The following is a 16884-nucleotide window of genomic DNA, read 5'->3' as shown; positions in this document are numbered from 1 at the left end:
TTCATGAACATCCTCGAACGCTATCACGCCATGGAATACGGCCCGGCGCCGGAGGCGCGCAACGAGGCCGATGCGTGGCTTGCCGCGCGGGATTTCGGCAAAGCGCTGTTCATCGGCGGCGACTGGAAGGCAGCCAGCGGAGGCAAAACCTTCGACACCAGCGATCCGTCCTCGGGAAAGCTGCTGGCCAAGGTGTCGGATGCCGGTGCCGCCGATATCGACGCGGCGGTTGCGGCGGCCACAAAAGCGCTGCCGAAATGGAGCGCCAGCACCGGATATCAACGCGCCAAAGTGCTCTACGCCATCGGCCGCGCCATGCAGCGCCACCAACGGCTGTTCGCGGTGCTGGAATCGATCGACAATGGCAAGCCGATCCGCGAAAGCCGCGACATCGACGTGCCGCTGGCGATCCGCCATTTCATCCATCATGCCGGCTGGGCGCAGGCGCTGGACAGGGATTTTCCCGGCCACAAGGGCGTCGGCGTCGTCGGCCAGATCATCCCGTGGAACTTCCCGCTCTTGATGCTCGCCTGGAAGATCGCGCCGGCGCTCGCTGCGGGCTGCACCGTGGTGCTCAAACCCGCGGAATTCACGCCGCTCACCGCGATCCTGTTTGCCGAGATCTGCGGACGCGCCGGCGTGCCGAAGGGCGTCGTCAACATCGTCCAGGGCGGGCCGGAGGCGGGCGCGACCATCGTCAACCATCCCGGCGTCCAGAAGATTGCCTTCACCGGTTCGTCCGAGGTCGGCAAGATCATCCGCAAGGCCACTGCCGGCTCGGGCAAAAAACTGTCGCTGGAGCTTGGCGGCAAGTCGGCATTCGTCGTTTTCGAGGATGCCGACCTCGACAGCGCCGTCGAGGGTCTGGTCGACGGCATCTGGTTCAACCAGGGCCAGGTGTGCTGTGCCGGCTCGCGCCTTCTGGTGCAAGAAGGCATCGCCGACGCCTTCGTCGCCAAGGTCAAGACGCGGATGAGCCGGCTGCGCATCGGCAGTCCGCTCGACAAGAACACCGATATCGGCCCGCTGGTCGATTTGACTCAGCTCGATCGCGTCAAGGGCCTGATCGCCGAAGGCGCCAAGCAGGGCGCGATCTGCTGGCAGCCGGACTCGGCACTGCCCGCCGCGGGCTATTACCATCTGCCAACGCTGGCGACAGGTGTTTCGCCGGCTAACATCCTGGCACAGGAAGAGGTGTTCGGGCCGGTGCTCGCCACCATGACCTTCCGCAACACCGAGGAAGCGATCGAGCTCGCCAACAACACACGCTATGGCCTGGCCGCTTCGGTGTGGAGTGAGAACATCAATCTTGCCCTGCACGTCGCGCCGCAATTGAAGGCCGGCGTCGTCTGGGTCAACGGCACCAATATGTTCGACGCCTCCTGCGGCTTCGGCGGCTACCGCGAGAGCGGCTTTGGCCGTGAAGGCGGGCGCGAGGGCATGTTCGAATATCTCTCGGCAAAACTGCCGCTCGGCCCGATCATCAAACCGGCAACGTCTTCGGCCCAACCTGTCGAGCAGGCGGAAGGTGGCGCCATCGACCGCACGGCAAAGCTGTTCATCGGCGGCAAGCAGGTCCGGCCGGACGGCAATTATTCCTTCGCCATCGCCAGCGCCAAGGGCAAGCTTGCCGGCGAGATCGGTCTCGGCAACCGCAAGGATATCCGTGACGCCGTCGCGGCCGCGCGCGCCTGCAAGTCGTGGCCGGAGGCGACCGCCTACAACCGCAGCCAGGTGCTCTACTACGTGGCCGAAAACCTTTCCGGCCGCGCAGACGAGTTTGCCGCCCGTTTGACCCAGCTCACCGGCGCGACCGCCAAGGCGGCGCGTGACGAGGTCGAGCTGTCGATCGAGCGCCTTTTCCTCTATGCCGGCTTGGCCGACAAATTCGAGGCCCGCGTCCACCAGCCGCCGGCCCGCGCCGTCACATTGGCGCTGCACGAGCCAGTCGGCGTCGTCGGCATCATCGCGCCGGACAATGCGCCTCTGCTTGGCCTGATCTCGCTGGTGGCGCCGGCGCTTGCCATGGGCAACACCGTAGTCGCAGTGCCATCCGAAAAATACCCGCTGCTTGCCACCGACCTCTACCAGGTCATCGAATATTCCGACGTTCCGGCAGGCGCCATCAATATCGTTACCGGCCGTAGCGCCGAGCTTGCCGGCGTATTGGCCAAGCATGACGATGTCGACGGGCTCTGGGTGTTCGCCGATGCCGAGACTTGCGCCAAGGCCGAGGCCGAGTCCATCGGCAATCTCAAACGCGTCTGGACCGGCAACGGCCACAGCCTCGACTGGCCCTCGAACGAAGCAGCCGGCGATGCCTTGCTGCGCCGTGCGATCGAGGTCAAGAACGTCTGGGTGCCCTACGGCGACTGAGTGTCCCGGAGGGACGTCCGGGCTTGACGGGCCAACAAATGTTCTTTACCGAGAAAAAACATTTGGTTGGCAGGGCGAATATCGAAACAGGCGGGATGGTAGTGCCCGGCTGGCACATTGCGCCCCGGCCTTGTGCCGGTAAAAAGCCGAACGATCACAGACGGGCGAGGAGAGAAGCATGGCGGATCTGACAGGCAAGATCGTTGTCGTCACGGCGGCGGCGCAAGGCATCGGCCGGGCAAGTGCGCTGGCGTTCGCCAAGGCCGGCGCCGTCGTCCATGCCACCGACATCAACGAGGTGGTGCTCGCCGACCTCGGCAAGACGCCCGGTATCAAGACCCGCAAGCTCGACGTGCTGAACGACGAGGCGGTGAACGCCGCGTTTGCCGAGATCGGCGCCGTCGACGTGCTGTTCAACTGCGCCGGCTTCGTCCATTCCGGCTCGATCCTCGAGATGAAGGACGGCGATCTCGACTTTGCCTATGATCTCAATGTCCGCTCAATGATCCGCACCATCCGCGCCGTGCTGCCCGGCATGCTGGAGCGCGGCGACGGCTCGATCATCAACATGGCGTCGCTGGCCAGTTCGACCAAGGGCGTGCCGAACCGCTTCGTCTATGGCCTAACCAAGGCAGCCGTCATCGGCCTGACCAAGTCGGTCGCCGCCGACTATGTCGGCAAGGGCATACGCTGCAATGCGATCTGTCCGGGCACGGTCGAAAGCCCGTCGCTGCAGGACCGCATGCATGCGCAGGGCGACTACGAAGCAGCTCGCGCCGCCTTCATCGCGCGCCAGCCGATGGGCCGCCTCGGCACGCCCGAGGAAATCGCCGACCTCGCCGTCTATCTGGCCGGCGCCACCTATACGTCGGGGCAGGCTTATAATATCGACGGTGGCTGGTCGATCTAAGAGGCCATTTGAAAACCCTACTCCGCCGGGCGCCTGACGCGGCTTTCTGCGCTTCCGGTGCTCACGTACTTTAAGTACGCTCCGCTCCGGTTCTCGAAACCCACGCCATTCGCCGCAGCGGAGCGAGTTTGCAAACGGCCTCTGGTCGCAACTGGGAGAAAACTGCATGAAACTGCTGCGCTATGGCGAGGCGGGGAGCGAACGCCCCGGCCTGCTCGATGCGGATGGAACGATCCGCGACCTCTCCGCCCATGTCACCGACATTGCCGGCAAGACGCTCGATCCGGCATCGCTCGAGACATTGTCGAAGCTCGATCCGAAAACGCTACCGGCGGTTTCCGGCAAGCCACGCATCGGCGCCTGCGTCGCCGGCACCGGCAAATTCATCTGCATCGGTCTCAACTATTCCGACCATGCTGCCGAAACCGGCGCCACCGTGCCGCCGGAGCCGATCATCTTCATGAAGGCAAGCTCGGCTATTGTCGGGCCGAACGACGACGTGCTGATCCCGCGCGGCTCGGTGAAGACCGACTGGGAGGTCGAGCTCGGCGTGGTGATCGGCAAGACTGCGAAGTATGTCACCGAGGCCGAGGCGCTGGATTATGTCGCCGGCTATTGCGTCGCGCACGACGTCTCCGAGCGCGCCTTCCAGGCCGAGCGCCAGGGCCAGTGGACCAAGGGCAAGTCCTGCGACACGTTCGGGCCGATCGGCCCGTGGCTGGTGACCAAGGACGAGATCAAGGACCCGCAGAACATCCCGATGTGGCTGACGGTCAACGGCAAGACCATGCAGAACGGCTCGACCAAGACCATGGTCTTCGGCGTCGCTTATCTCGTCTCCTATCTCAGCCAGTTCATGTCGCTGCACCCGGGCGACATCATCTCTACCGGCACGCCGCCCGGCGTCGGCCTCGGCATGAAGCCGCCGGTCTTCCTGAAGCCCGGCGACGTGGTCGAGCTCGGTATCGAAGGGCTGGGCATCCAGAAGCAGACGTTCAAGGCGGATTTGTAGGCGCTCTTCCTTCTCCCCTTGGGGGAGAAGGTGGATCGGCGCGCAGCGCCGAGACGGATGAGGGGTGCTGCAAGAAAACGAGGCGTGAAAACATCAGGGGATTTTAGGCACTTACGCCTTCAGCGTAGCGATCCGTCCAACACCCCTCATCCGACCGAGCTTCGCTCGGCCACCTTCTCCCACAAGGGGAGAAGGGGAGTCGGCGCCTGCGCTACTTCAGCACCTTCCCATCGGCTCCAAACCGGTATGTCTTTGCCGGATCCGGCGTCGCATAGAGCGTGGCACCCGGTTCAGCGTTATAGACGCCGAAGATGCGCACTGTGATCAAGCCGGCCTTCTCGCAGTCGAGATAGAGATTGGTGTCGGCGCCAAGGTGCTCGGCATGGACGACCGTGCCTTTCCAGGCGCCGGATTTGGGATCGACGGTCAGATGTTCGGGACGGACGCCGATGGTCTTGGCCGTCTCGCCAAGCCTGGCGCCGTCGACGAAGTTCATCTTCGGTGAGCCGATGAAGCCGGCGACGAATTCATTTGCCGGCGAATTGTAAAGCTCCATCGGTCCGCCGATCTGCTCGATCTTTCCCGCGTTCAGCACGACGATCTTGTCGGCCAGCGTCATCGCCTCGACCTGGTCGTGGGTGACATAGATCATCGTGGCCTTCAGCCGGCGATGCAATTGCGCGATCTCCAGCCTGGTGTTGACGCGCAGTGCGGCGTCGAGGTTCGACAGCGGCTCGTCGAACAGAAAAAGCTTGGGCTCACGCACCACGGCGCGGCCGATGGCGACGCGCTGGCGCTGGCCGCCGGACAACTCGGCCGGCCGCCTCGAGAGGTAGGGCTCCAGCGACAGCATCGAGGAAGCGATGCCGATGCGGCGGTCGATCTCGGCTGCCGGCGTGCCCGCCTGCTTGAGGCCGAGGCCCATATTGTTCTTCACAGTCAGATGCGGATAGAGCGCATAGGTCTGGAACACCATGGCGATACCGCGCTTGGCCGGCGGCGTTGCGGAGACGTCCGCACCGTCGATCACCACGCGGCCCGAGGTCGAGTCCTCCAGCCCGGCAATGACCCTGAGCAGCGTCGACTTCCCGCAACCGGATGGACCGACGAAGACGACGAACTCGCCATCCGTCACCTCGAGGTTGATGCCCTTCAGCACCTCGACCGGCCCGAAGGCCTTTTTGACATTCTCGATATTCAGCGAGCCCACGGCGTCGTCCCTGTTCTAGAGTTTCACGGCGAGGCCGCTGCGCACGCTCTCGTCTGCGGCCAAGCAGACGGCGAGCGACTTCACCGCGTCGTCCATGTGGCGGGTCAAGTCCAGATCCTCGCGGATCGCCTTCAGCACAAACGCCTGTTCCAGGTCGCAGAGGTCCTGATGGCCGGGCTCGCCTTCCATCGACAGCATTTCGTCCGGTTTGGCGAATTTGCCGTCGGCTCCGGTCGCCGCGCTGTGCAGGCGGATGGTCGAGGTCTTGGTGTGGGTGTCGATGTCGTCGGACCTGACACCCTCCTTCATGACGATCGACACGCAGCCATTGGGCGAGATCACGTCCTTGACGAAGAAAGCCGTCTCCGAAATCATCGGCCCCCAGCCGGCCTCGTACCAGCCGACCGAACCGTCGCCGAACAGCACCTGCAGATGACCGTAATTGTACATTGACGGCGCGATCTCGTCGCTCAGCCTCAGCCCCATACCGCGCACCTCGACTGGCCTGGCGTCGGTGATCTGCAGCATCACGTCGAGATAATGCACGCCGCAATCGACGATCGGCGACGTCGTCTGCATCAACTGCTTGTGCGTCTCCCAGGTATGTCCGGAGGATTGCTGGTTGAGGTTCATGCGGAACACGTAAGGGCCGCCGAGCTTGCGCGCCTCGGCGATCAGCCGGATCCAGGACGGGTGATGGCGCAGGATGTAGCCGATCACCAGTTTTTTGCCGTTGGCCTTGGCTGCCGCGACCACGCGCTTTGCATCGGCGACCGTCGTTGCCAGCGGCTTTTCGACGAAGACATGGCAGCCGGCCTCGAATGCACTGACCGCATAGTCGGCATGGCTGTCGGAATAGGTAGCGATGCAGGCGACATCGGGCTTTTCGTCGCGTAGTGCCTCGTCGAAGGAACGCCGGATGGCGTAGGTCGAAAGCCCTTCCGGCAGCGGCACATCGGAGCGGTTGACCAGCGCGGCGATCTGGAATCCCGGATTGGTGTGATACGCCAACGCATGGCTGCGCCCCATATTGCCGAGGCCGGCGATGACAACGCGAAGGGGTTGGTCCATTTCAGTTTGCCTTTAGTAGAGCGCGGGCTTTCAGGTCCATCCTAATACTCGATCCATACTCACTGGCGATCTGCAGAGCAGCCTTTTCGCTTTCACAACGTGCCAGAAGTCCGAACCCGTATGTATCGACTCCCTCTTTGATCAGAGAAGACCTCCGGTCGTCCGGCAACGGACGATCCAGATCCAGCGCCTCGGTGAATGCCTTGGATTGCTCGCTAACCATCAGGGAGTTGACACGCCAGACGATATGACAGTTGTATTCCTTCGGTCGACGCTCGATCCCGAACCGAGTCAGCCAGACAGCTGCATTGAGATAGAACTGCGGTCCCCAGGCAGACTTCTGAAGGTTAAGCAGACAGACCGTTTCCGGCCATTCGCGATAATAGTTTGTTTTGCGAACGCCGCGGAATCTGTGGCGGATTGCCGACTCGGTGAGGCCTCGACTGATCGCGTCCCGACCCTCACTCACTTGACCGCTCCCGAAGTGATGCCGCGGATCAGCTGCCGCGAGAAGATGACGTAGAGGATCAGCACCGGCATGATCGCCAGCGACAGTGCCGCCAGGATGGCATTCCAGTTGGTGACGAACTGGCCGAGGAACAGTTGCGCGCCGAGCGTCACCGTCTTGGTTTCCTCCGACGGCGCCAGGATCAGCGGGAACCACAGATCGTTCCAGATCGGGATCATGGTGAAGACGGCGACCGTTGCCATAGATGGCCTGACCAGCGGCAACACCAGGCGGAAGAAGATGGTGTATTCCGATAGCCCGTCGATGCGGCCGGCGTTCTTCAGGTCGTCGGAGACCTGCTTCATGAATTCCGACAGGATGAAGACGGCAAGCGGCAGGCCCTGCGCCGTGTAGACCAGGATCAGCGCCGTCAGCGTGTTGACCAGCCCGCTCGCCACCATCAGCTGCAGGATGGCGACGGTGCCGAGGCGGATCGGGATCATGATGCCGAGCGCCAGATAGAGCCCCATCAGCGAATTGCCGCGGAAGCGGTATTCCGACAGCGCGAAGGCAGCCATGGCGCCGAACAAAAGCACGAAGAACAGCGAGGCGACGGTGACGACAAGGCTGTTCTGGAAATAGTGGATGAAGTCGCCCTGGCCGATCACCGTGGTGTAGCCGATCAGGTCGAAGGTCCCTGGCGTCGGCGGCGTCAGCGGCGCGCCGAAAATCCCTGCGCGCGATTTGAACGAATTCATGATCACGAGGATGACCGGAAAAAGCGCGATTGCGGTGTAGGTCAGAAGGATCGCATGCGCGCCGATGGTGCGGGGCAGCGAGCGGGTTGCGGTGCTCATGGTCGCGCTCCCCTAAAACTGGTAGCGACGCAAGCGCGTCTGTACGAGGAACAGATAGACGCAGACGCCGCCGAGGATGATCAGGAACATCATCGTGGCGATCGCCGCGCCCATGTTGGGATCGCCGACCTGCAGCTGGAAACCGAAGAAGGCGCGGTAGAGGAAGGTGCCGAGAATATCCGTTGAATAGTTCGGCCCGGCCAGCGCGCCTTGCGCGGTGTAGATCAGGTCGAAAGCGTTGAAGTTGCCGACGAAGGTCAGGATCGAGATGATGCCGATCGACGGCAGGATGAGCGGCAGCTTGATCTTCCAGAACTGCGCCATCCCAGTGATGCCGTCGCATTCGGCCGCTTCGATCACCTCTTCGGGAACGGACAGCAGTGCCGCATAGATCAGCATCATCGGGATGCCGACGAACTGCCACACCGAGATCAGGCTGAGCGCGGTCAGCGCATATTGCGCCTTGCCGAGCCAGGGCGTGAACAGGCTTTTCAGGCCGACAAGGTCCATCATATGCGGCGCCACGCCCCATAGCGGCGACAGGATCAGCTTCCAGGCGAAGCCGACGATGACGAAAGACAGGATCGTCGGCACGAAGATCGCCGTGCGGTAGAAGGCGGAAAACCGTAGCCTGGGGCTGGACAGAAGTGCGGCCAAAAGGACGCCGATCGGGTTCTGCACCAGCATGTGGATGATGAAGAACCAGACATTGTTCCTGAGCGCGTTCCAGAAATTGACCGACCAGTTGGGATCACCGAACAGCATGCGGAAATTTTCCAGTCCGACGAAGACCTGCGACTGGTTGATGTTGCGGAACAGCGACAGCTGCAGCGTGCCGGCCAGCGGCAGGATCATGATCGCCGTATAGACCAGCAGCGCCGGCGCCAGGAAAACGCCGATATGCCAACGGAACGGTCTTTTCGGTGCTGCGGCCATGCGTTCGGTCCCCGCCGATCAGGTCTTGCTATTGCCGCCAAAGGGCGCGGCGCCTCCCTCCCCCTCGAGGGGAGGGTACCTCGCAAAGCGAGGCGGGTGGGGTCGGCAGAGGAGCACGCCATCGTCGTTCGACCGTGCTTTTCCAGCAGCGATCAAGCCGCAGTCTGCCTCGACCGACCCCCTCTGTCGCCTTCGGCGACATCTCCCCCTCGAGGGGGGAGACAACGCTTCGCCGCGCTTTACTTCGCCGGCTTGTACCAGCTGTCGAGGCCGTCCTGCAGCTTCTTGGCGGCAGCTTCCGGCGTGTCGGTGCCGTTGATGACGTTGGCCGATTCAACCCACGTCTCGTTTTCGAGGTTCGGCGTGCCGCGCGACAGGATCTGGTAGGTCGAGCGGATCGTCGACTTGCACTTGCCGCGCCAGGAGACGAATTCCTGGGCCAGCGGGTCTTCCATCTTCACCGGGGTGTTGTTCAGGCTGAAGAAGCCCGGCAGCGCGTTGGCGTAGATGGTGGCGAAATCCGGCGAGGCCACCCAGGACAGGAAGGTCTTGGCCGCATCCGCGTTCTTCGAGGCCGCATTGAGGCCCATGCCGATGTCGGTGTGGTCGGAGATGTAGCAGGTGTCGCCGGCCTTCTGCACCGGCGGCGGGAAGGCGCCCATCTTGAACTGCGCCTGCGTGTTGAACAGGCCGATCTCCCACGAGCCGGCCGGGTAGATGGCGGCGCGACCGAGCGTGAACAGGTTCTGGCTGTCCGGATAGGTCTGCGCCTCGAAGCCGTCGCCGAGGTAGTCCTTCCACTTGGCCAGTTCCTTGAAGGGCTCGACCCACTGCGGATCGGTCAGCTTCTGCTCGCCCTTGATCAGCGCCAGGCGGCCTTCCTCGCCCTTCCAGTAGTTGGGGCCGATGTTCTGGTAGCCCATGGTCGCCGCTTCCCAGAGGTCCTTGGTGCCCATCGCCATCGGGATGTAAGTGCCGTCGGCCTTGATCTTGTCGAGCGCGGCGAAGAATTCGTCGCGCGTCTCCGGCACCTTGATGCCGAGCTTGTCGAAGGCGTCCTTGTTGTAGATGAAGCCATGGATGACGGAGGCCATCGGCACGCAGAAACTCGACTTGCCGTCGTCGGTCTGCCAGGCGGCCTTGGCGACGTCGGAGAAGTTCTCCATGCCGGGCAGGGTCGAGATGTCGGCGAGGTTGCCCTTCTTGAAGAGTTCCAGCGACTTGTCGAACGGGCGGCAGGTGATCAGGTCGCCGGCCGAGCCGGCGGCGAGCTTGGCGCCGAGGGCGGCGTCATATTCGGTCGGCGCCGACGGCGCGAACACCACCTTGATGCCCGGGTTCTTGGCTTCGAAGGCCGGGATCAGCTTGTCCTTCCAGATGGCAAGGTCGTCGCCGCGCCAGCTTTCGATGTTGAGCGTTACGTCGTCGGCATAAGCCACCCCGGCGGAGCCGAGAATGCTGGTGCCGAGAAGAAGTGCCGTCAGTAGCTTCGTTGTCATGCTCAGTCTCCCTGTTGACCTTTTTCAGGTTCGGTTTTGATGAGAACAGAGGCATTGCGCCCCTTGCTCCCCTCGATCGCGGAAAGGGCCGGCCGCAGCTTGTGGCCAGTCCCTTCCAATATCTTCTCGGCTGCATCGGCGCTGGCGGCGCCGGCGGCGAGCAGAATAGCGGTCTTGACGACGCCGCCGCTCCTTTCGAGCAGGCGCGCCGCCTCGTCCTTGTCGCGCCCGCTGACGGCGGCGACGATGCGTGCGGCGCGGTCGCGCAGCTTGATGTTGTCGGCCATGAGGTTGACCATGTAGCCGTCATGGACATGGCCGAGATGGATGGCGGCGAGCGTCGACAGCATGTTGAGCGCGATCTTCTGGGCGGTGCCTGCGCCCATGCGCGTTGAGCCGGCAATCAGCTCCGGCGGCGTTTCGAGCAGGATGGCGATGTCGGCCAGCCGCAACAGCGGCGCATCCCTGTTGTTGGCGATGGCAATGGTCGCCGCACCGCGGCGCCTGGCGTCCTCGATCGCCCTGACTGCATAAGGTGTCGAGCCGCTGGCCGAGACGGCGATCAGGCAGTCGCCCTTGCCGATGCGGGCGGCGGCAACTGCTGCCGAAGCTTCCTCGGTGTCGTCCTCCGGCCCGCCGGCCAGTGTCTTGAAGGCCTCGTCGCCGCCGGCGATCAGGATGGCGATGCGGTCGCGTTGGATGCCGAAAGTGCCCGGCAGCTCAAGTGCGTCGGCCAGTGCCATCAGGCCCGAACTGCCGGCAGCCGCATAGGCGAGCTTGCCGCCGCTTTTCAGTCTGCTTGCGATGATTTCGGCTGCCGCAGCAATGGCAGGAATGGCGCCGTGCACGGCCTTGGCGGCCTCGATCTGTGCGTTGGCCAAAGAGGAAAGGACGGCTTCCGGGGCCTGGATATCCAGTCCCTCGGCATTCTGGTGAAGCGCTTCGGTGCGCGTTTCGGCCATCCGCTTTCCTCCAATCGAGAAAACCATACCAAAAAAATACCACTTGTCCACACGCATTAATGAAATCCTTGCGGCAGTGCAGGCTTGCGAACGAAATTGGCTGATTTTCCAACAAACTACGCCTTAACTTTTTTGAAACGGAAATTAATCCTTGGCTATTGGTATTTTATTGGTATTATCCGCCCGGAGGAGAAATCGCGTGAAATTCGTGCTCGGCATCGATGGCGGCGGCACCAGCTGCAGGGCGGCCCTTGCAACGGCCGACGGCATCGTCCTCGGCCGCGCCAAAAGCGGTGCCGCCAACATCCGAACCGATCTCACCGGCGCCAGGACGAACATCGTCGACGCAGCGCAGCAGGCCTTTGTCGCCGCGGGCAAGGATCCCGCACTGATCCCGCAAACTCCGGCCGTTCTCGGTCTTGCCGGCGCCAATGTCGGCACCTACCGGCAGCAGCTCGAAGCGATCCTGCCGTTTCGCATCAGCCGTGTCGAGACCGACGCCGAGATCGCGCTGGAAGGCGCGGTTGGCTCCGGCGACGGCGCCATGGCCATACTCGGCACGGGCACCGCCTATATGGCACGCAAACAAGGCAAGTCGCGCGCCATCGGCGGCTGGGGGTTCCAGGTCGGCGACCAGGGCAGCGGCGCCCGTATCGGCCGCGACCTGCTCGAGCAGACGCTGCTCGCCTATGACGGCATCCGCCAGGGATCGCCGCTGACGGAGACCATGCTCGCCATCTTCCGTAACAATCCCGAGGATCTGGTCGAATTCACCACCAACGCCAAGCCCGGCGATTTCGGCGGCTTCGCGCCCAAGGTGTTCGAACATGCCGAAAAAGGCGACGTCGTCGCTATCTGGATCCTCGACAAGGCGGTCGCCGATGTCGAAGCAGCGCTTGGCGTGCTCGACCTGGGCGGCGGCGATCCGCTCTGCCTGCTCGGCGGGTTGGCGCCGCTTTACGCGCCGCGCCTGTCGGCCCGCTACCGGGCGCTGCTGAAACCGCCGCTCGACGACGCGCTGGGCGGCGCGGTTCAGATGGCGGCTCGGATTTTCGCAAACACGGCGGAGGCAGCTCGATGAGTGAGGCCGCCGACCAGATATTCGCGGCGCTGAAACAATCGTCGCAGAGTGGCGCGCCGCTCTATCTGCAGCTCAGGAAGAGTATCGAGGATGCGGTCAAACGCGGGCTGATCGGACCTGGCGATGCGCTGCCTTCCGAGCGCGACATCGCTAGCAAGGCCGACATTTCGCGCGTCACCGTGCGCAAGGCGGTGCAGGACCTGGTCAAGGGCGGCATCCTCGTCCAGCGCCATGGTTCCGGTACCTTCGTTGCGCCACGTATGGAGCGCGTCGAGCAGTCGCTGTCGATGCTGACCTCGTTTACCGAGGACATGGCACGGCGCGGCATGGCGGTGCGTTCGGCTTGGCTCGACCGCGGCCTCTATCCGCCGTCGCCCGACGAGATGATGGTGCTCGGCCTGGCGTCGAACGAATTGGTGGCGCGCGTGGCGCGCCTTCGTATCGCCAACGACACGCCGCTGGCGATCGAGCGCGCCTCGCTATCGACAAGCGTGCTGCCCGATCCGGCGGCGATTGGTTCGTCGCTCTACGCCGCGTTGGAAAAGACCGGCAACAGGCCGGTGCGGGCGGTGCAGCGCATTTCCGCCACCAATCTCGGCGATAGCGACGCACAGCTGCTGGAAGTACCGCCGGGCATTGCCGGCCTGCACATCGAGCGTATCTCCTATCTGGCGAGCGGCAAGGTGATCGAGTTTACCCGCTCCATCTACAGGGGCGACGCCTATGATTTTGTCGCCGAACTCCGGCTGAGCGGGCCGGGCGAAGAGGGCCGGCCATGACCGCGACAACGACCCATATGCGGCGCGAGATCGAGGAGATCCCGGAGGCCACCGCCCGTCTGCTCGATGGCTCGGCCGCGGTGCTGACGGAAGCTGGACGCGGCATTCGCGAGCGCGACCCGAATTTCGTCGTCACAGTGGCGCGCGGCTCGTCCGACCATGCCGCGACCTTCATGAAATATGCCGTGGAGTTGACCGCCGGGCTGGCGGTTGCATCGGTCGGCCCGTCGATCGCCTCGATCTATGGCGCCAAGCTGAAGCTGGGCGGCTCGGCCTGCCTGGCGATCTCGCAGTCCGGCAAGAGCCCGGACATCGTTGCAATGGCGCAAGCGGCGAGGACCGGCGGTTCGCTGACCGTCGCCATCACCAACACCGCCGATTCGCCGCTGGCGCGGGCTTCGGACTACGCGATCGACATCCTGGCCGGACCGGAGCGCAGCGTCGCGGCGACGAAGACCTTCGTCAATTCAGCCGTCGCAGGACTCGCCTTGATGGCGCATTGCACCGGCGACGAGAAACTCCTGGTGGCGCTCGCGCGCTTGCCGGAGCATTTTCGCAAGGCGATCGCCTGCGACTGGATGGCGCTGGCCGGGGCGCTGGAGACGCAAAAGTCGCTGTTCATTCTCGGTCGCGGCCCGTCGGCGGCGATCGCCAACGAGGCGGCGCTGAAATTCAAGGAAACCTGCGCCATGCATGCGGAAGCCTATAGTGCCGCCGAGGTCATGCACGGCCCGCTGGCGCTGGTCGGTCCCGGTTTCCCGGTGCTGGCGCTGGCTGCTCGCGATGCGTCCGAGCCATCGGTGGCCGATGCCGCCGACAGCCTGGCCGGCAAGGGCGCTGCCGTCTTTGTGACGTCGAACAAGGCAAAGAGCGCTCAGCGCCTGCCGCATGTCGCAACCGGTCATCCGCTGACCGACCCGCTGACGCTGATCGTGTCGTTCTATGGTTTCGTCGAGGCTTTTGCCCGCCATCGCGGCCTCGACCCCGACACGCCGCCCAATCTGCGCAAGGTAACGGAAACCCTATGAGCGACCGTTTTGCCCTGACTGGCGCCCGGATTTTCGATGGCGACGACTGGCACGACAATGCGGCGCTTGTCGTGCGCGACGGCCTCGTCGAGGCCATTGTTGCCGCCGGTGCCATTCCATCCAATGTTGCGCATATCGAGACCGGCGGCGGCATGCTGGCGCCTGGATTCGTCGATCTGCAGGTCAATGGCGGCGGCGGCGTCATGCTCAACGACCATCCGGACGTCGCCTCGATCGAGACCATCTGCCGGGCGCACGCACCCTTCGGCACGGCGGCGCTGTTGCCGACGCTGATCACCGACACGTCCGAGATCACCGCCGCGGCGGTTGCGGCCGGAGCCGAGGCGGCACGGAGGAAGGTGCCGGGGTTCCTGGGCCTGCACCTCGAAGGGCCGCATCTGTCGATCGCCCGCAAGGGCGCACATGACCCGGCTTTGATCCGGCCGATGCTAGACTCCGACCAGACGATGCTGATCGCCGCACGGAAAAACCTGCCCGTGCTGCTGACGACGGTGGCGCCCGAATCCGTCGAGCCCAGCCAGGTGTCGGCGCTTAGCAAGGCCGGCATTGTCGTCAGCATCGGCCATTCCGATACCGGCTATGCCACGGCTCGCGCCTTTGCCGAGGCCGGCGCAACGGTGGTCACCCATCTGTTCAATGCGATGAGCCAGATCGGCAATCGCGAGCCGGGGCTGGCGGGCGCCGCAATCGATACAGGCACATTCTATGCCGGCATCATCGCCGACGGTATCCATGTCGATCCGGCCACCATGGCCATCGCCTTGCGCGCCAAGCAGGGGCCGGGCAAGATCCTGCTCGTTACCGATGCCATGGCGACGATCGGCACCGACATGACCTCGTTCACGCTGAACGGCCGCACCATCCACCGCAAGGATGGCAGGCTGACACTTGCCGACGGCACGCTGGCGGGCGCGGATCTCGACATGATTTCCGCAGTGCGCTTCATGCACCGCGTCGTCGGCCTCGACCTCGACGAAGCCTTGCGCATGGCCTCGCTCTATCCGGCGCAGGCGATCGGCCAGTCGCACCGGCTCGGGCGCTTCGCCAACGGTACCGCGGCCAACATCGTTTCGCTGTCGGACGATCTGGACATTAAAAGCGTCTGGATCGATGGTGCCAGGGTTTTTGCAGGCAGCCCTGCTTGTCAGGGTTAGCCGGCTTTGGACGTATAGAGGTCCTTGTAGGCTTCGCGCAGCAGGTTCTTCTGCACCTTGCCCATCGTGTTGCGCGGCAGTTCGTCGACGAAGATCACCCGTTTCGGATGCTTGTACCTGGCGAGGTGCCCGGCGATGGCCTCGACGATCGCTGCGGCGCTGATGGTCGAGCCTGGCGCCCTCACCACGACAGCGGTGACGCCTTCGCCGAAATCCGGATGGGCAACGCCGATGACAGCGCTTTCGACGACGCCCGGCAGCGCGTCGATCTCGCTCTCGACTTCCTTTGGATAGATGTTGTAGCCGCCGGAAATGATCAGGTCCTTGCCGCGGCCGACGATGTGGACATAGCCGTCGGCATCGATCAGCCCGAGATCGCCGGTGATGAAGAAACCGTCGTCACGGAACTCCGCTTTGGTCTTTTCCGGCATGCGCCAGTAGCCGCAAAAGACATTGGGACCCCTCACCTCGATCATTCCGACATCGCCCTTGGCAAGTGTTTCGCCGCTCTCGGGGTCGGTGATGCGCAGGGAAACGCCGGTCAGGGGAAACCCGACCGTGCCGGCACGCCGCTCGCCATCATAAGGATTCGACGTGTTCATGTTGGTCTCGGTCATGCCGTAGCGCTCGAGGATGGCGTGGCCGGTGCGCTCTCGCCAGGCTCTGTGCGTCTCGGCCAAAAGCGGCGCCGAGCCGGAAATGAACAGGCGGATGTTTTTCGCCGCTTGCCGGTTCAAACCGTCCTGCTGCAGCAGGCGGACGTAGAATGTCGGCACGCCCATCAGCACGGTGGCGCGCGGCAGCAGCGAGACGATGCGGGCTGGGTCGAATTTGGTTTCGAACAGCATCGAGGCGCCGGCCATCAGGACGACATTGGTGGCGACGAAAAGGCCATGCGTGTGGAAAACCGGCAGCGCGTGAATCAGCACGTCTGCGGCAGTGAAGCGCCAGAGGTCGACCAGCACCCGCGCATTCGAGGCGAGGTTTTCGTGGCTGAGCATGGCGCCTTTCGAACGGCCGGTGGTGCCGGATGTGTAGAGGATCGCAGCAAGGTCGTCCGGTCCGCGCGCCACGTCGTGGAAGTCCATGGCCGCCTCAGAGGCGCGATCGGTCAACGAACCCTCGCCCTTGTTGCCGAGTGTCGCGATCGCAGCGCCCGAGGCCTGCGCCAAAGCGCCGATCTCGGTCACTCGCGCCGGGTCGCAGACGATCAGTCGCGGCTCGGCATCCCTGAAGAAATAGTCGAGCTCGGTCAGCGTATAGGCAGTGTTGAGCGGCAGGAAGATCGCGCCGGCACGCAGACAGGCGAGATAGAGGAAAATGGCCTCCGGGCTCTTCTCGACCTGAACGGCGACGCGGTCGCCGGCTTCGACGCCCAGCTGCGACAGCACATGTGCCAGTTGAGCGGAGCGCGCCAGCATTTCGCCATAGCTGATCGACCGCCCGTCCTCTGCCTCCATCAAAAGGCGTCCGGGCGTGGGCATCCGGGCACGGAAAGCATCGAACAGATGGTTGCTCAAAAGTCCCCCCGAGCGGCTGT

Annotated in this window: 15 protein-coding genes; 7 read left to right on the top strand and 8 right to left on the bottom strand. The window is 63.8% G+C overall.

From position 1 onward, the window contains the following. Positions 1–3 precede the first annotated feature (3 nt). The 3 genes from NKH90_RS22015 to NKH90_RS22005 all read left to right on the top strand — a co-directional run bounded on the left by NKH90_RS22015 (position 4) and on the right by NKH90_RS22005 (position 4298). Positions 4–2376 (top strand): aldehyde dehydrogenase family protein, encoded by a 2373-nt coding sequence (locus tag NKH90_RS22015; protein WP_352820841.1) that lies wholly within the window; start codon positions 4–6, stop codon positions 2374–2376. 178 nt (positions 2377–2554) lie between these two features. Next, the gene (locus tag NKH90_RS22010; protein WP_254815741.1) at positions 2555–3286 is read left to right on the top strand and encodes an SDR family oxidoreductase; all 732 of its coding nucleotides are present in this window, start codon (positions 2555–2557) and stop codon (positions 3284–3286) included. 166 nt (positions 3287–3452) lie between these two features. Continuing rightward, positions 3453–4298, top strand: coding sequence for a fumarylacetoacetate hydrolase family protein (locus NKH90_RS22005; RefSeq protein ID WP_023677125.1), 846 nt, complete (start codon positions 3453–3455; stop codon positions 4296–4298). Between the two features lie 211 nt (positions 4299–4509). Here the strand turns inward: NKH90_RS22005 and NKH90_RS22000 are convergent, their stop codons facing one another. The 7 genes from NKH90_RS22000 to NKH90_RS21970 all read right to left on the bottom strand — a co-directional run bounded on the left by NKH90_RS22000 (position 4510) and on the right by NKH90_RS21970 (position 11281). After that, positions 4510–5508: an ABC transporter ATP-binding protein gene (locus tag NKH90_RS22000; RefSeq protein ID WP_352527632.1), complete on the bottom strand. Its 999-nt coding sequence runs from the start codon at positions 5506–5508 to the stop codon at positions 4510–4512. Between the two features lie 15 nt (positions 5509–5523). Further along, positions 5524–6579 carry a Gfo/Idh/MocA family protein gene (locus tag NKH90_RS21995; protein WP_352820839.1) on the bottom strand — a complete coding sequence of 352 codons (1056 nt, stop codon included), beginning with the start codon at positions 6577–6579 and terminating at the stop codon, positions 5524–5526. Between the two features lies 1 nt (position 6580). Then, positions 6581–7048: a DUF4304 domain-containing protein gene (locus tag NKH90_RS21990; RefSeq protein ID WP_352614241.1), complete on the bottom strand. Its 468-nt coding sequence runs from the start codon at positions 7046–7048 to the stop codon at positions 6581–6583. Beyond that, on the bottom strand, positions 7045–7884 hold the full coding sequence (locus NKH90_RS21985) for a carbohydrate ABC transporter permease (protein ID WP_023718923.1): 840 nt from the start codon (positions 7882–7884) through the stop codon (positions 7045–7047). The genes NKH90_RS21990 and NKH90_RS21985 overlap by 4 nt, the downstream gene beginning before the upstream one ends. 12 nt (positions 7885–7896) lie before the next feature. Continuing rightward, positions 7897–8820 (bottom strand): carbohydrate ABC transporter permease, encoded by a 924-nt coding sequence (locus tag NKH90_RS21980; protein WP_352820835.1) that lies wholly within the window; start codon positions 8818–8820, stop codon positions 7897–7899. A 239-nt stretch (positions 8821–9059) separates the two neighbouring features. Further along, a complete protein-coding gene (locus tag NKH90_RS21975) occupies positions 9060–10319 on the bottom strand; it encodes an ABC transporter substrate-binding protein (protein WP_352449606.1) in 1260 nt (419 codons plus the stop codon). 2 nt (positions 10320–10321) lie between these two features. Continuing rightward, positions 10322–11281 carry an N-acetylmuramic acid 6-phosphate etherase gene (locus NKH90_RS21970; RefSeq protein ID WP_031212743.1) on the bottom strand — a complete coding sequence of 320 codons (960 nt, stop codon included), beginning with the start codon at positions 11279–11281 and terminating at the stop codon, positions 10322–10324. 199 nt (positions 11282–11480) lie between these two features. Between NKH90_RS21970 and NKH90_RS21965 the strand changes: the two genes are divergently transcribed. The 4 genes from NKH90_RS21965 to nagA are packed head-to-tail and all read left to right on the top strand — an operon-like array spanning position 11481 to position 15344. Next, positions 11481–12362 carry a glucosamine kinase nucleotide-binding domain-containing protein gene (locus NKH90_RS21965; protein ID WP_352472799.1) on the top strand — a complete coding sequence of 294 codons (882 nt, stop codon included), beginning with the start codon at positions 11481–11483 and terminating at the stop codon, positions 12360–12362. Further along, on the top strand, positions 12359–13141 hold the full coding sequence (locus NKH90_RS21960; RefSeq protein ID WP_352472800.1) for a GntR family transcriptional regulator: 783 nt from the start codon (positions 12359–12361) through the stop codon (positions 13139–13141). The genes NKH90_RS21965 and NKH90_RS21960 overlap by 4 nt, the downstream gene beginning before the upstream one ends. Further along, positions 13138–14169 carry an SIS domain-containing protein gene (locus tag NKH90_RS21955; RefSeq protein ID WP_352614239.1) on the top strand — a complete coding sequence of 344 codons (1032 nt, stop codon included), beginning with the start codon at positions 13138–13140 and terminating at the stop codon, positions 14167–14169. The genes NKH90_RS21960 and NKH90_RS21955 overlap by 4 nt, the downstream gene beginning before the upstream one ends. Then, positions 14166–15344, top strand: a complete 1179-nt coding sequence (gene nagA / locus NKH90_RS21950; protein ID WP_352820830.1) for an N-acetylglucosamine-6-phosphate deacetylase — start codon at positions 14166–14168, stop codon at positions 15342–15344. The genes NKH90_RS21955 and nagA overlap by 4 nt, the downstream gene beginning before the upstream one ends. Here the strand turns inward: nagA and NKH90_RS21945 are convergent. Continuing rightward, positions 15341–16864: a malonate--CoA ligase gene (locus NKH90_RS21945; RefSeq protein WP_352820827.1), complete on the bottom strand. Its 1524-nt coding sequence runs from the start codon at positions 16862–16864 to the stop codon at positions 15341–15343. The genes nagA and NKH90_RS21945 overlap by 4 nt on opposite strands. Between the last annotated feature and the right edge of the window lie 20 nt (positions 16865–16884).

The sequence above is a fragment of the Mesorhizobium sp. M0898 genome (assembly GCF_040319695.1).
GTDB lineage: Bacteria > Pseudomonadota > Alphaproteobacteria > Rhizobiales > Rhizobiaceae > Mesorhizobium.
Note: the sequence above shows the minus strand (reverse complement) of the source record. Positions and strands in the feature narration are given on the sequence as shown.

Coding starts and splice junctions, on each gene's coding strand:
- NKH90_RS22015 (WP_352820841.1), top strand. CDS start 4: ATGAACATCCTCGAACGCTATCACGCCATGGAATACGGCCCGGCGCCG.
- NKH90_RS22010 (WP_254815741.1), top strand. CDS start 2,555: ATGGCGGATCTGACAGGCAAGATCGTTGTCGTCACGGCGGCGGCGCAA.
- NKH90_RS22005 (WP_023677125.1), top strand. CDS start 3,453: ATGAAACTGCTGCGCTATGGCGAGGCGGGGAGCGAACGCCCCGGCCTG.
- NKH90_RS21995 (WP_352820839.1), bottom strand. CDS start 6,579: ATGGACCAACCCCTTCGCGTTGTCATCGCCGGCCTCGGCAATATGGGG.
- NKH90_RS21985 (WP_023718923.1), bottom strand. CDS start 7,884: ATGAGCACCGCAACCCGCTCGCTGCCCCGCACCATCGGCGCGCATGCG.
- NKH90_RS21980 (WP_352820835.1), bottom strand. CDS start 8,820: ATGGCCGCAGCACCGAAAAGACCGTTCCGTTGGCATATCGGCGTTTTC.
- NKH90_RS21975 (WP_352449606.1), bottom strand. CDS start 10,319: ATGACAACGAAGCTACTGACGGCACTTCTTCTCGGCACCAGCATTCTC.
- NKH90_RS21970 (WP_031212743.1), bottom strand. CDS start 11,281: ATGGCCGAAACGCGCACCGAAGCGCTTCACCAGAATGCCGAGGGACTG.
- NKH90_RS21960 (WP_352472800.1), top strand. CDS start 12,359: ATGAGTGAGGCCGCCGACCAGATATTCGCGGCGCTGAAACAATCGTCG.
- NKH90_RS21955 (WP_352614239.1), top strand. CDS start 13,138: ATGACCGCGACAACGACCCATATGCGGCGCGAGATCGAGGAGATCCCG.
- nagA (WP_352820830.1), top strand. CDS start 14,166: ATGAGCGACCGTTTTGCCCTGACTGGCGCCCGGATTTTCGATGGCGAC.